This window comes from Luteolibacter sp. SL250 (assembly GCF_026625605.1).
Classification (GTDB): Bacteria; Verrucomicrobiota; Verrucomicrobiia; order Verrucomicrobiales; family Akkermansiaceae; genus Luteolibacter.
Map to the genome: position 1 here is coordinate 2688606 of NZ_CP113054.1, position 13381 is coordinate 2701986.

At 62.2% G+C, this 13381-nt stretch carries 15 protein-coding genes and 2 tRNA genes; 8 read left to right on the plus strand and 9 right to left on the minus strand.

The genetic code is table 11. The features are described 5' to 3' along the window. Positions 1-454 precede the first annotated feature (454 nt). The 5 genes from OVA24_RS11795 (at position 455) to OVA24_RS11815 (ending at position 5841) form a co-directional block, all read left to right on the plus strand. Positions 455-542: transfer RNA gene (locus OVA24_RS11795), tRNA-Ser, on the plus strand. 387 nt (positions 543-929) lie between these two features. Further along, positions 930-1000 (plus strand) — tRNA-Gln (locus OVA24_RS11800). Positions 1001-1405: 405 nt separating this feature from the next. Further along, positions 1406-3001 (plus strand): alpha-L-arabinofuranosidase family protein, encoded by a 1596-nt coding sequence (locus tag OVA24_RS11805; protein ID WP_267670003.1) that lies wholly within the window; start codon positions 1406-1408, stop codon positions 2999-3001. Positions 3002-3027: 26 nt separating this feature from the next. Continuing rightward, complete coding sequence (locus tag OVA24_RS11810) at positions 3028-4575, plus strand: FAD-dependent oxidoreductase (RefSeq protein WP_267670005.1); 1548 nt, start codon at positions 3028-3030, stop codon at positions 4573-4575. Positions 4576-4587: 12 nt separating this feature from the next. Beyond that, a complete protein-coding gene (locus OVA24_RS11815) occupies positions 4588-5841 on the plus strand; it encodes an MFS transporter (RefSeq protein WP_267670006.1) in 1254 nt (417 codons plus the stop codon). A gap of 33 nt (positions 5842-5874) precedes the next feature. Here OVA24_RS11815 and OVA24_RS11820 read toward each other — a convergent pair whose 3' ends face one another. Then, the gene (locus tag OVA24_RS11820) at positions 5875-6552 is read right to left on the minus strand and encodes a hypothetical protein (protein WP_267670007.1); all 678 of its coding nucleotides are present in this window, start codon (positions 6550-6552) and stop codon (positions 5875-5877) included. A gap of 7 nt (positions 6553-6559) precedes the next feature. Here OVA24_RS11820 and OVA24_RS11825 point away from each other — a divergent pair, with 7 nt between their 5' ends. Continuing rightward, entirely contained in the window at positions 6560-6682 is a 123-nt protein-coding gene (locus OVA24_RS11825; RefSeq protein WP_267670008.1) for a hypothetical protein, read from the plus strand. A gap of 20 nt (positions 6683-6702) precedes the next feature. Here OVA24_RS11825 and OVA24_RS11830 read toward each other — a convergent pair whose 3' ends face one another. The 8 genes from OVA24_RS11830 to recN all read right to left on the minus strand — a co-directional run bounded on the left by OVA24_RS11830 (position 6703) and on the right by recN (position 11971). After that, the gene (locus tag OVA24_RS11830) at positions 6703-7068 is read right to left on the minus strand and encodes an Hsp20/alpha crystallin family protein (protein ID WP_267670009.1); all 366 of its coding nucleotides are present in this window, start codon (positions 7066-7068) and stop codon (positions 6703-6705) included. Positions 7069-7106: 38 nt separating this feature from the next. After that, positions 7107-7484, minus strand: a complete 378-nt coding sequence (locus OVA24_RS11835) for an Hsp20/alpha crystallin family protein (RefSeq protein ID WP_267670010.1) — start codon at positions 7482-7484, stop codon at positions 7107-7109. 217 nt (positions 7485-7701) lie between these two features. Further along, positions 7702-8139, minus strand: coding sequence for an arsenate reductase ArsC (locus OVA24_RS11840; RefSeq protein ID WP_267670011.1), 438 nt, complete (start codon positions 8137-8139; stop codon positions 7702-7704). Further along, the gene (locus OVA24_RS11845; protein ID WP_267670012.1) at positions 8136-8816 is read right to left on the minus strand and encodes an MIP/aquaporin family protein; all 681 of its coding nucleotides are present in this window, start codon (positions 8814-8816) and stop codon (positions 8136-8138) included. The genes OVA24_RS11840 and OVA24_RS11845 overlap by 4 nt, the downstream gene beginning before the upstream one ends. Before the next feature lie 7 nt (positions 8817-8823). Next, positions 8824-9303 (minus strand): DUF6428 family protein, encoded by a 480-nt coding sequence (locus tag OVA24_RS11850; protein WP_267670013.1) that lies wholly within the window; start codon positions 9301-9303, stop codon positions 8824-8826. After that, positions 9300-9692 (minus strand): ArsR/SmtB family transcription factor, encoded by a 393-nt coding sequence (locus OVA24_RS11855; RefSeq protein ID WP_267670014.1) that lies wholly within the window; start codon positions 9690-9692, stop codon positions 9300-9302. The genes OVA24_RS11850 and OVA24_RS11855 overlap by 4 nt, the downstream gene beginning before the upstream one ends. 108 nt (positions 9693-9800) lie before the next feature. Further along, positions 9801-10319: an ATP-dependent zinc protease family protein gene (locus OVA24_RS11860; RefSeq protein ID WP_267670015.1), complete on the minus strand. Its 519-nt coding sequence runs from the start codon at positions 10317-10319 to the stop codon at positions 9801-9803. A 2-nt stretch (positions 10320-10321) separates the two neighbouring features. Further along, entirely contained in the window at positions 10322-11971 is a 1650-nt protein-coding gene (recN, locus tag OVA24_RS11865) for a DNA repair protein RecN (RefSeq protein ID WP_267670017.1), read from the minus strand. Positions 11972-12167: 196 nt separating this feature from the next. Here recN and OVA24_RS11870 point away from each other — a divergent pair, with 196 nt between their 5' ends. After that, positions 12168-12851 (plus strand): MBL fold metallo-hydrolase, encoded by a 684-nt coding sequence (locus tag OVA24_RS11870; RefSeq protein ID WP_267670018.1) that lies wholly within the window; start codon positions 12168-12170, stop codon positions 12849-12851. A gap of 43 nt (positions 12852-12894) precedes the next feature. Then, positions 12895-13305, plus strand: a complete 411-nt coding sequence (locus tag OVA24_RS11875) for a hypothetical protein (RefSeq protein WP_267670019.1) — start codon at positions 12895-12897, stop codon at positions 13303-13305. The last annotated feature ends 76 nt before the right edge of the window (positions 13306-13381 follow it).

A 13381-nucleotide genomic window follows, 5' to 3' on the forward strand; every position in this document is an offset into this window, starting at 1 on the left:
GAATTCATGAGCTGCATGTTGATGGCATGACTGCCGGAAATGAGTATCGAGGTGTCGCTCCTACCCTTTCTCCGGGACGCTTTCACCAAGCTGCGGGTGTCATAAGCGGATGTGATATGGCAATCAAGTTCATGTCGTGTTCCGGTTCCGGGAAAGTGACTTTTCCGCTGGAAGTTGAAACTGGCCCGGCGCTGTGTCTTTGCTGTGGTTCAGAATCGTGCTGTGCCTGCATTTTCTCTGAAACCGAGGGGAAAATTCCCGACGGACTGGATCAAATGGATCTTTGGAACGTGTGGAATCGATTCGCCCGATCCAAAAGGGGGGAGGCTCGTTATTCGTTCTGGGTTGTTCGCGCTGAAGCGGGATTCCCAGCGGCCTTGGCGGTCGCTTCTCACTTGACTTTGCGAAGCTTCTCCAGCACCTACTTCGCCACAGCGGCCCGCCGCGACCCAGAGGAGAGGTGGTCGAGTGGTTTATGGCTCCGGTCTTGAAAACCGGCTTAGGGAAACCTAACGTGGGTTCGAATCCCACCCTCTCCGCCAACACCCCAGTCCCCCTCGCGGGACTGGGGTGTTGGCGTTATAGGGCGGGACGAGTTCCCAAGTGCGAACCCGGGTTCGAAAGCCCCGTGAGAGTTAGCGAACCTTCAAAGAGAGCGAAGCCACTCCGCTTGGATTTGCGAAGCGAATCAATCCCACTCTCTCCGCCAACACCCCAGCCCTGCTCGCGAGACTGGGGTGTTGACATTAAGGAGAGGAAGCAATGCCCGGATGAGGACCACGGGTCCGAAACCCGTGAGTGCCAACGGGCCTTTGGCGGTAGGCTGGAGCTCTACGAGGAAAAGATTGAATCGGTTGAATTTCCCTGTTGCCAAACCCGTCAGTCGCAGCATAATTTCTGCCCGCCGCGAGGCCGAAAGGCCTCGGAAAAGCCTCATAGTGTAACGGTAGCACACCGGATTTTGATTCCGTTCGCCTAGGTTCGAATCCTAGTGAGGCTACTTTTCCGATCGCTCCCAACAACTGATGTTGGTTCCAGAGCAAGCGGCAATCACGGAGTCCATAGCGGACTCCTTTTTTGTGTCCCGGCTGCTTGCTCCGCTGCAAAGTCTGATTTTGAACCACGGATGGATGCGGATGGTCACGGATGAAGAGAGGAGAGGCGGGTATTTCCCAAGGCGGCACAGCCGCTCTGAAACCCGGTAGGGCTGGACCGGCCCCGGTCCGCCGTGGCTTTCGGCGCGCAGGCTATCGATGAACCCTGATCCAACCGCTCCGTAGTGAGTCAACCCTTCGGCGCGGCCGTTGCCACCGCCTGCCATTTTCCCAATGGGCATCCGGGACATGTACCCGTGCAACAGGGCCATGGCAGGAATCTGCGGAGCTGTGCATGGTCCCATCCAGCAATGAGAACGAAATTTTCATCCATGATGGGCATGCTGGCGGCGCTGGGCCAGGTGTGTTTCGCGCAGGGTTACCAGGCCTCGGTGGAGATCGACACGGCGCGGGTGACGGGAAAGATCGAGCCGGACATCTATGGGCAATACCTGGAGCATGTGGAGGAGGCGGACGAGTGCATCTACCCGTCGATATGGGACAACACCTCGCCGAAGTCCGATGCGATGGGGCTGCGGAAGGACGTGATGGCGGCGGTGCGGGAGCTGAAGGTGCCGGTCGTGCGTTGGCCGGGTGGTTGCTTCGCGGATGTCTATCATTGGGAGAACGGCATCGGGCCGCGGGACAAGCGTCCGGTGCTGCCGAACAAGCACTGGGGCGGAAACGAATCGCACCAGTTCGGCACGGATGAGTTCCTGCAATGGTCCGCCCAGGTGGGGACCACGCCGTATGTGAATGTGAACCTCGGCTCCGGCACGCTGGATGAGGCGCTGCGCTGGTTGGAATACTGCAATGGTCCCGCGACATCGGAGCAGGGGAAACGCCGTGCGGCCAACGGCCACGCCGCTCCCTACAACGTGCCCTACTGGGGCATCGGCAATGAAACGTGGGGGCCATGGGAAACCGGCCACACGGATGCGGTGACCTACTCGAAGATGCTGGCGGAGTGGGCCACTGCCATGCGCAAGCAGGATCCTTCCATCAGGATCCTCGCCGTGGGATCGAACGCCGGCTCCGATCCGAAGTGGGACCGCGAGGTGCTGAAGCAGGCGGGGGACAAGATCGACTACCTGACGCTCCACGCCTACGGCAGTTCCGTGAACGACCAGCCGGACGAGTATGAGGCGGTCGTCTTCACCGCGGAATACTTCGACTTCGCCATCCGCCGGATGCTGAAGACCATCGACGAACACAAGGCGGAGACCGGCCTGAAGAACGACGTGCGGATTTCCATGGATGAATGGAACATCCGGCACTTCGCGACGGGGAAGGGCGACTTCAAGAAGAACCTCCGGCGGAGGGATCCGCGCAACGTGGAGGACATGATGTTCGTGGCCGGAACCCTGAACGTGATGGTGCGGCACAGCCCGCGGGTGGCGATGGCGAACTACGTCTTCCTCATCAACGGCCATGCGCCGATGCTGGTGAACGCGGACGGTGTGGTGAAAACACCGCTCTACCATGTGTTCCGCCAATATTCGGAATGGATGAACGGCAGCGCACTGGAAGTGAAGGTCGAAAGCCCGGTGGTGACCACTCCGCCTCCGAAGACGGGAGGCATGTCGCACAAGAACTTCCCGAAAAACTACGACCGGAAGGAGGCACCCCTCCTCGATACCGCCGCGGCCCTGCGGGAGGATGGCACGCTGGTCGTCAGCCTCATCAATCGCCACCGCGCGGATGCGGCGGAGGTCGCGCTGAAACTGCCTCCGGGATATAGGGTGAAGCGCTCATGGACCATGGGCCACGCCGATGCGAAGGCCGTGAATGATTTCGCCACGCCGGAGCGCGTGATGCCGGTGGAGAAGGAGATCACGGAGCCGGTGTCCTCGTGGTCATGCGCCGCGCGGAGCGTGGTGCTGCTCTCCTGCGAAAAAGTGAAGTGAGAACCAGAATCTAACAGAACAAAGAAATGGATCATCAAGGAACGGGGACTTCAGTCCCGGATAAGGAAGCGGACGCCGGGAAGCGGGGAGCCTATGTGGAGGAACCGGCGCGGCAGGTGCCGGTGACCCATGAGCCGGACGTGCTGGTCATCGGCGCGGGGCCGGCGGGGATCGGTGCGGCGGTGGCCGCGGCGCGGAACGGCGCGAAGGTGCTGCTGGTGGAGCGCTACGGCTTCCTGGGCGGGAACCTGACCGCGGCCATGGTGAACCCGATGTTCACCTTCCATGACATCCACGGGGAGCAGGTCATCCGGGGCATCGCAGGAGAGGTGGTGGACCGTCTGGTGGAGATCACCGCGTCGCCGGGCCATGTCACGGACCTCACCTTCGACAACGCGTCGATGACCCCGTTCGATCCCGAAGGGATGAAGCTGCTCCTTTTCGACATGACGGAAGGTGCGGGGGTGGAGTTGCTGTTGCACAGTGTCTTCGCGGACGCGGTGGCGGTCGATGGACGGGTGAGCCATGTCATCGTGGAGAACAAGTCCGGCAGGCAGGCCATCCGGCCGAAGTTCGTCATCGACTGCTCCGCGGATGCGGATGTGGTGGCGAGGATCGGCGCGCCATTCGTGAAGGGGCGTGAGAGCGACGGCGCGATGCAGCCCGTCACCCTCTTCTACCGCATCGGCGGGGTGGACTACGGCAATCTCCGTAGGTGGATGAAAGCGAACCGTGGCGAGCTGAAGGACGCCCCCAGCGATGAGCAGATCGACTCCAGCGGCACGCTGGCTTTCCTGGGTCTGACGGACCTCGTGAAGAAGGCGGTGGCGGCGGGCGAGTTCCCGGCGGATGCCGCGCCGCGGATCCTCATGTACCAGTTGCCGAAGGAAGGCCAGATCGCCGTGAACTGCACCAGGTTGCAGGGGATCGACGGTACGCGGGTGGAGGACCTGACGCGGGCGGAGATCATCACCCGCAGGCAGGCGTGGCAGATCCACCAGTTCCTGCGGAAGCACGTCGGCGGCTTCGAAAATTCCTACATCGTGGATTCCGGGGTGCAGGTGGGGGTGCGTGAGACGCGCCGCATCGTGGGGGACTACACCATGGTGGAGGAGGACGTGCTGGGCAGCCGGGCGTTTGGGGACGGGATCGCGTGCGGGACCTTCGCCATCGACATCCATCCTCCGGATGGAAAGCAGCAGATCTTCACCGGCTCCGGAAAGTCGGTCTATGAGATCCCTTACCGCAGCCTGCTGCCGCAGGGGGTGGACAACCTGCTGGTGGCGGGGCGCTGCATTTCCGCGACGCACAATGCCTTCGGCTCCATCCGGGTGATGGCAACCGCCATGGGCATCGGCCAGGGGGCGGGGACGGCGGCGGCGCTGGCTGTGCGGGATGGCATCAAGTCCCGTGGAGTGGATGTCTCCGAGGTGAGACGGCTGTTGCTGGAACAGGGACAATATCTTCTGGAAGCGGACACCCCCTCCGCGAAGAATGAGGGCCTGCGGCTGGAACGCGCGATGGGCTCCGGAGCGCAGGCGAGCCACCACAATCCGTTCGAAAAGAATTCCTGATCCACTCCATCCATGTCCGGAACACCGTCAACCACCACCATTTCCCCCATCGTCCGGAGGGATCTGAAATGGCGTTGGGTGATCCTGATGATGTTGTTCATCTCGACCTTCCTCAACTACTTCGACCGGCAGACGCTCTCCGTGCTGAAACCGGTGATCAAGGCGGAGTTCGATCTGGATGACAGGGGGTACTCCCACATTGTGATGGCTTTCCTCATCACCTACATGTTCGCCTACACGCTGGGCGGACGGTTCGTGGACAAGGTGGGGAGCCGGATTTCGATGACCACCTTTGTCGGAGTTTGGTCGTTGGCAAATGTGTTCACCGGACTGTCGCAGACGCTCGGACAGCTCACGCTCTGCCGGGTGGTGCTCGGCGCGGCGGAGCCGGGGAACTATCCAGCCGCCCTGCGGGTGGCCGCGACCTGGTTCCCCGCAAAGCTGCGGGGATTCGCGTCGAGCTTCTACCAGGCGGGATCCGCGACGGCGGCGGTGGTCGCCATGCCGATGATCGCCTTCATGGCCCATCATTGGGGATGGCGGGCGACTTTTGTGGTGCCGGGCATCATTGGCATTCTGTGGGCGGCTGGCTGGTGGTGGATCTACCGGCAGCCGTCGGCCGAGTACATCCCGCGGGATGAGGCGAAGGAGTCGGTGAAGGTGCCGTGGAGTGAGCTGCTGAAGAACCGCAATCTGCGCGGCATCGTCCTGGCGCGGATGGTGAGTGACCAGGTCTGGTACTTCTGCCTGTTCTGGATGCCCGGCTACCTTCAGGAAAACCTGAACCTGACATTGATCCAGGCAGGTCTCATCGGCTGGGTGCCCTTTCTTTGTGCTGACCTCGGAGGCGTGGGAAGCGGAGTCGCATCCGACCGGATGGTCTCGAAGGGGGTGGCGCCATGGCGGGCGAGAAAGCGTGTGCTGATGATGGCCGCGTTGCTCGCCCCGCTGGCGGTGGCGATTCCCCTGACGTCCCATCTATGGGTCGCCGTTGTGGCGTTCTGCGCCGTGGCCGTGGTTTGCCAGATCTGGCTCTTCAATCTGACCACGCTGGTGGCGGATGTCTTTCCGCGCAATACGGTGGCCAGTGTGCTGGGGATATCGGGCTCCTTCGGCGCGTTCGGTGGCCTTGTCAGCAACGCGTTGATCGGGAACTCGGTCGGCACCCTGGGCTTCGTGCCGGTGTTCCTGGTCATGGGGTGCCTGCATCTCATTGCGGCGGCCATTGTCGCGCGGCTGGTCCGTGGTGACGAGCGTGCCGTCTGACCGTCAAAGGAGCGTGCCGGGGAAATACCTGCCTCAGCGGCGGCTTCGACGGTTCCTACGGAGGAGGGGGAGGCAGGACGCCGCGCAAGCAATCAGGCATGAGGACGGCTCCGGTATGATGGTGCCGGAAACGGCGATGTCGTCCATACGGGTGAAGGAACTCCAGGTGACTCCGGCACTGTCATACATCACGACGCGGAAAGTGGCGGGCCCTTCCACCGGATCCAGTCCGGAAATGGGGATGTTGTAGAACTTTCCGGGTGACGCGGCACCGGTGACATTCATGACGACGGTTCCGATGGTCTGGAATCCACTGCCGGAGTCGATCTGGAGGGCGAGTTCGTTGGCCGACCGGTCATCGCCGGAGTAGTTCGCCCATAGTGACAGTCCGGTGAACGCCACGGAGGTCCCGGGATCCGGAGTGAGGGTGAAAGTGAAGAAGGAATTGGCGCTGACTGCGGCGGGCACCGTGGTCGGGGTGGTCGCGTTCGTGAACAAGCCCAAGGCATTCGCGCCGGATGTTCCGAAGGTCGCCGCGCTGGTCTGCGGTGTTCCCAGCCCCGGGCCATAGGCAATGACGCCCGCAGTGACACCCAGCGTGGACGGTGGGGTTGCCGGACCATTGGCAAAGGCATAGGTGGCCAGTGTCGCGGCGCCGGCGGTGCATGGAACGGAAAGAAGGAAAAGCAGCGCTGAGATGGGATTTTTCATGTATCCCATGTCCTATGCCACGGGGGCTGTGGTGGCCATGGCCCGGATGCCCTGCTGCATGTCCGGCATGCCCATCACCTTGCGGAAATTCGAGAGGGCGGAAGCCGAAGCTCCCGCCCTCTCTCCATGATGACCATCCCCCGGAAAGTATCAGTTCACGTAAATCTCGCGCGGCCTCGCATCCTCCCGGATGGGGATGTCCAGGGTGAGGACCCCGTCTGTGAGCGAGGCTTTGGCATTGGTGCCGTCGAGCTTGGCCGTGAGACGCACGTTGAGTGTGTAGGTGACATCCTTCGCCGGACCGGAGTGCGTCTTCCAGTCTTCCGCGATGTTGCTGGATCGCGTGGCTTCGATCCGGAGGACGGACTGGTTCACGGTGAGCTTCAGATCCTCCTTGCGGACGCCCGGCAGGGCGACCAGCAGGTGCGCTCCGGTTTCATCTTCGCGGGTGGTGAATTCGGGTTGCCGGACGACGCGGTCCGTCGCTCCAGACGTTTGGGTGGTAGGTGTGCTCATGATGGTTCTCGGTGATGAGGTTGTTGGTCGGAAGAGGCTCAGAGGATGTTGATCTGGCGGGGCTCGGGCGCTTCGGTTTTCGGAAGCGTGATTTCGAGGACGCCCTGATCCAGCGTGGCTTTGATATTCGCGGTGTCGATCCGGGTGCCGAGCTTCCACTGGCGGTCCACCTTACGGGAGAACGGGTTTTCCGGTGCGGTTTCCGCAGCCAGGGAAAGGGTCTGGTTGTCCACCTTCAGGTTGACGTTCTCCTTGGTGAAGCCGGGGAGATCCAGACGGAGGATCCAGGCCTCCGGGCTTTCATGGATCGCCTCCGGAAAGGTGGTGTGGCTGGCGAGTGCCCGGCCGGGATTGAAGAAGCGGTCGAGTTCGCTGAACCAGGAGAGATCGGATGTAGGTCTGTGCAGGAAGTTCATGTGTTGGTGAATTCGTTGCCAGAGGTATTGCAGGATGTGTGCAAGGATGGTCCGTTGCTCTCAATTCATTGGAAATGAAAGTAATGGATCTGATTGCGCACGCCTCTCCCACGCCCGGATCGGGAAGCATTGGCACATCCCGGGACGGATTGTCCGGGGCGGAATGACACGGTCGCGGCGGTAGGAGCCACGGTCATGGCATGCAGTCGTCCGCCTTTCAGCGGGTGCTGTCCGTCAGTCCGGCGGCATAGGCGCCGAACACCGCACGGATCTCATCCCTGACACGGCGGAAAACAGCCATCTGCTCCTCTTCCGTCCCTTGGGCGTGGGCGGGATCATCAAAGGGGAAATGATGACGGTTCACCTGACCTGGAAACATGGGACATGCCTGGTCGGCATTTCCACAGACGGTGATCACCGTTGTAATGTCATCGTGGAGGAATTCGTCCAGGTGCTTCGAGCGGTGGGTGCTGATGTCGATCCCGATCTCGCCCAGCGCACGGATGGCGAGCGGATGGACGTAGCCCGCCGGCTTCGATCCCGCGCTTTCGATGCGGTGGGTCTTGCCGAGCGAGGCACGGAGGATTCCCTCCGCCATGTGGGAACGGCAGGAGTTTCCGGTGCAGAGGACGAGGATGGTGAATGGCTTTGTCATGGTGGAGCGGATGTGGGGGCGTTGCCGGGATCGGGATCGTTCCGCCGGAGGGCGAGGCACAGTGGAATGGCCAGAAATGCACCGGCCACCGAGGAAACAGGGTAGATCCACAGGTGGAGCGTCCGGCCACCGATCATCGCTGGGGCCAGGGAACGGGCGGGATTCATGGACGCTCCCGTAACGGGACCTGCGAACACGGCGGCCAGGGCGACGGTGGCCCCGATGGCCAATCCTGCGGTGATGCCTTTCTCCTTTGATCCTCCCGACACCCGGAGAATGACGAGCATCAGGATGGTGGTGATGATGGTTTCCAGCACAAATGCGCCGGCAATTCCCCCGGAGGGAATGGTCTCTCCAAGGGTGGGGGATTCCGGAAACAACCTGCGCAGGACGCCGCTCGCGGCGAGCGCCCCGCAAAGCTGGGCTGTGATGCACGGCGCGCAGTGCGCCCAGGGGAACCGTCCGGCGGCCGCGAGGCCCAGGGTGACCGCAGGGTTGAAGTGCGCCCCGCCGTCTCCGCCGAACGTCTGGATCATCGCAAAGACAACGAGGCCGAACACCAATCCGACGCCCAGATGGCTGATCTGCCCGCCGGAGACATGATCCACGATGATCGCCCCGGTTCCCGCGAAGACGAGAACGAAGGTTCCAAGAAACTCCGGCAGGAAATGTTTCATGGGAGGCTCAGCAGCAACCTCGCGGTCCGCACGAAAGGGATGGGGCTTTGAGTTTTCCCGCAGCGGGCAGGGGAGGCAATCCACAGAGCTCCGGTGCCAGGCACTCCGTGTGTTTGTGAGATAGGTGGAGCACCACCGCACCGTCCTCCAGAGAGTGGCCGGAGATGGTGTATTGGGATATGACCTTGTCCTCGTATTCCATCTCCACGGGGATGCTCTCATCCGGGAGATAGGACGCCGCTTTGCCGAGGATCGCCGCCATTTTCCCGGTTTCCAGCCGGTGGTCGTAGTCCGGTCCGACCCAGATCTGGAGCTGGCAGGTGGTGGATTCCCGCAATGTGCCCCCACAGTCGAGGAACGTCTTGTGCACCCGGCCGACCTCGGTGACATGGAACGACTGCGGGACATCACCTCCGTCCGGAAGGCGGATCCGGAAGTGGAGGCCGCCATGATCGGCGAGGAGTTTCTTGATCTCGGAAAGTGTCATCGTGATTCGGTGGATGGTTGGTTGGGACGGCGGCCTTTCAGATGGACGGGGCCGGGACAGCAACTTCCCTGGCGGCGGGACAGGCGTGCATCCATCCGTCCGGTATCCCCCGGATGAGGGATCTCATCCTCCGTGGACAGGGCCGCGATGCTGCGGATGAGTTTCAGGTGGTTGGAACGGATCCGGAAATACGTCCACTTCTCCACCTTTTCACTCTCCAGAAGGTCGGCTTTCCGGATGATCTGGACATGGCTGGATACCGAAGACTGGGGCATCTCCAGGATATCCGCCAGCTCGCAGACGCACAGCGGCTCCAGCATCACGAGGCGGATGATCCGCCAGCGTATCGGATCGGCCAACGCCTTGCTGAATTCCACGGGTGAGGGCATGCGGCAGGATGATCATGGAAACCCCAGTTTGTAACGAAAAATTTCGTGACGAAAAATTACGATTTGTATGCGGCAAGGTGAGTCAGGTCATGGGAGGTTCCATGTGCTTCAGAGCTCCTTCAACGGCCCCATCAGGTGGGCGCTCTGGGAGTCGATGAGGAACCAGCCGCTGAGCGCACGGCGGCCGAGGAGCATGGGGCAGAGCATGACCGAACGGTCATTGAGGCTGAGCTGGATGGTCCACTCGAAGCCACCGGGGAGCATGGCCTTTGTCTCGATGAAAACGCGGCTGAAGGCTTCTCCAGTGGAGCTTCTCACCCGGGCGATGCGGGACACCGCACACTCGCAGTCGATCTTCCTCCGGCGGTGGTTGACGGTGGTGAAGCGGACGGTCTTCTTGTCCTCCGACAGTTGCAGGTTCTCCGCATGCAGGCTGGAACTGCGCGCCCCGGTATCGATCTTCGCCTTGAGCGGGGAGATGCCCAGGTCCGGCAGGGCGATCCATTCCCTGCGGCCCATGATGAGACGTGGCATGCCGGGGTTCTTCCATGGCAGTCCCAGGGATGCGGCGAGATCCCTGGACGGGAGTTCGGTGCATTCCGGGATGGCCTTGTAAGTCCGGGACATGGTCAGGGATTGAGCAGGGAAACAGCCATGGCTCGGGCTTGCTCGCCGCCGCCACCCAGCATCCGGACCAGCTCCTGGACGCGGGTTTCCCCGGTGACCTGATAGAGCCTGGAACGGGTGCGCCCGCCGGTGACTTCCTTTTCCACCACGAAGTGGTGCGCGGCGATGGCGGCCACCTGCGGAAAGTGGGTGATGGCCAGCACCTGGTGGCGGGTGCCGAGCGCGGCCATCTTCCGGCCCACGGCACGGGCGATCTCTCCGCCCACATTCGCGTCGATCTCATCGAACACCATCAGCGGAGTGGCGTCCTGGTCGGCGAGCGCGGACTTCACCGCCAGCATGACACGCGAAATTTCGCCGGATGAGGCGATCTGGCGTAGTGGCAGCAGGGGCTCGCCCGGATTCGGGCCGAACTGGAAATCCACGCTCTCCATACCTTGGGAACCCGGCTCGGTGAGGGAGAGCAGCGGGGCTTCAAAGGAAGATTGCTTGAAGCCGAGATCCTTGAGCTGTGCGGCGATCTCTTTCGCCAGCTTCGGAGCGGCCTTTTTCCGCGCGGCGGTCACCGTCTTCGCGCTGCCTTCCACGGCGGACCGTGCCGCGGCCAGTTCCTTTTCCAGGGTTTCCAGTTTCTCCGTGCGGTTCTCGATGTTGTCCAGGCGGGTGGCGGCGGCATCCCGGCGAGCAAGTACGTCCTGGAGGGACGGACCATATTTCCGCTTCAGGGTCTCGATGAGGTTCACACGCTCCTCCAGGCCCGCAGCCTCCGCAGGGTCGATCTCAAGTTCCCCGACGTAGTCGGCGAGTGTCGCTTCCAGATCCTGGAGTTCGAGCGTGGCGGTTTCCAGTGAGCCGGTGCGCTCGGTGATCGATGGATCGAGTTTCTGGAGATCGCGAACCAGCCGCTGGATTTCGCCCAGCTTCTCAAGGATGCCGTCCTCGCCGTTCAGCGCGGCGGCAGCGGCGGATGCACTCTCCAGCAGGCGTGAGGCATTCGACGCGCGCCGCCAGCGGTCCTCCAGATCACTCTCGTCCTCAGGCTTGAGGTTCGCGTTGCTGATCTCCTCCAGTTGGTAGCGCAGCAGATCCAGTTCCTGCTCGCTGGCGCTTTCCGCGTGGCGGAGTTCATCCAGCTCGGCGGATTTTTCCCGCCATGCCCGGTAGGTCTGGCGGTAGGCGGTCAGCGCGGACTCCGCCCCGGCGTAGGCGTCCAGCATGGAAAGCTGCCTGTCCGTGGAAAGAAGCGACTGGTGGTCGTGCGGGCCGTGGAGATCCACCAGATGTTCGCCGATCTTCTTCAGCAGGGAAAGGGTGACCGGGGAATCATTCACAAACTGCCGGTTCACCGTGGTGCCGATGACCCGGCGGACGATGAGCTGCGTGTCATCGCAGGCATCCAGGCCGCCGTCCTCCAGGATGGCGTTGATCTCCGCAGGATCGGAAAGCTCGAAGACAGCCTCCACGGAGCAGGAGTCCTCTCCGGTGCGGATCAGCGATTTGTCCGCCCTCTCCCCGAGGATGAGTTTCAGCGCCCCAACGATGACGGATTTCCCCGCGCCGGTCTCCCCGGTCACACCGATCAACCCGGAGCCGAGTTCCCATACAAGTTCATGGACGAGGGCGAGGTTGCGGATCTTGAGAAGGGTGAGCATGGGATGGACAACCGATAGATGAGGGCAAACCGGGCGGGTGATCAAGCGAACATCGAATAATGGGGTGGCGGAAATGGAACACGTTTGCGACGTTGCCCGGGTGGGCGCGTTATCGTTGAAATTTCTGGGGACCGGGACATCGGTGGGGGTGCCGGTGATCGGCTGCGGCTGTGAGGTATGCCTCTCCTCAAACCCGATGAACAAACGCACCAGGGCCTCCGTGGTGGTCACCACAGGGGAATATTCTCTGCTGGTGGATACCGGGCCGGACCTGCGCGCCCAGGCTCTCCGCGAGGGCCTCAGCCAGGTGGATGCGGTGCTCTACACCCATGCCCACATGGACCATGTCGTAGGCTTCGATGATCTGCGGGCCTTCTGCTGGCGCAGGACCCAGCCGCTTCCCATCCATGGCTCCAAGGCCACGCTGGAGGACCTGAGGCGGATGTTCGCGTGGGCATTTGCTCCGGAGAACCGCTATCCCGGCTATGTGAAACCTGCGGCCGTCGTGATCGATGGGCCTTTCCACTATGGCGAGCTGAGGGTCACTCCGCTGCCGGTGAACCACGGCTCGGTGGATACGATGGGATTTCTCTTCGAGCATCCGAAGGCGAAGGGCATGGCCTACATCCCGGATGTGAAAGTGATCCCGCCGTCCACCATCGCGCTGATGAAAGGGGTGGATGTGTTGATCGTGGACGCGCTGCGGAACGATCCGCACCCCACCCATTTTTCCGTGGGCGAAGCCCTGCATGTGGCGGAGGAAACGGAGGCGTCCGAGGTCTGGCTCACGCACCTGGGGCATGAGAATGATCATGAGAAGCTTTCTTCCATGATCCCGGACCACGTGAAGGTGGCTTGGGACGGACTGGAACTGAGGTAACTTGATTTTTGCCGGCGGGATGACCAGCATTCCCACCATGGACATGAAGCATCTCCTGGGGGCCGCCGGGGCGGTCGCCGCCATCGTCACGCCCCTCCGGGCGGAGCTGCCACCACAGGTGTATGATGATCTCCGGAACAAGGCGGCGGAGGTCCTGCGGATCCGGGTGGACCAGGTGGATTCCAAGCCGAAGGGATTTCTCGACAGGTCCTCCTACACGGAGACCGTGAGAGCCACCGTCACGGGGGTGACCCGCACCGGCTCCGGGGTGAAGGAGGGGGACTCCATCACCATCACCTACCACCGGCCGGTGCCTGCGAAAGGATGGGTGGGGCCGTCACCACCGCCCCAGTTGAAGCAGGGCTGGAAATACACCGCCTACCTCGGGAGGAATGAAGGTGGCACATTCGGCATTTCCGCACGTGGGATGAGTTTCTCGAAACTGGGGGACTGAGATTCGTCCGAGGGAGGAGGAGGTGGCATCAGACGGCTTGCAAGGTGTCGCGGAGCGGTCATCATTTGCCGGAGTG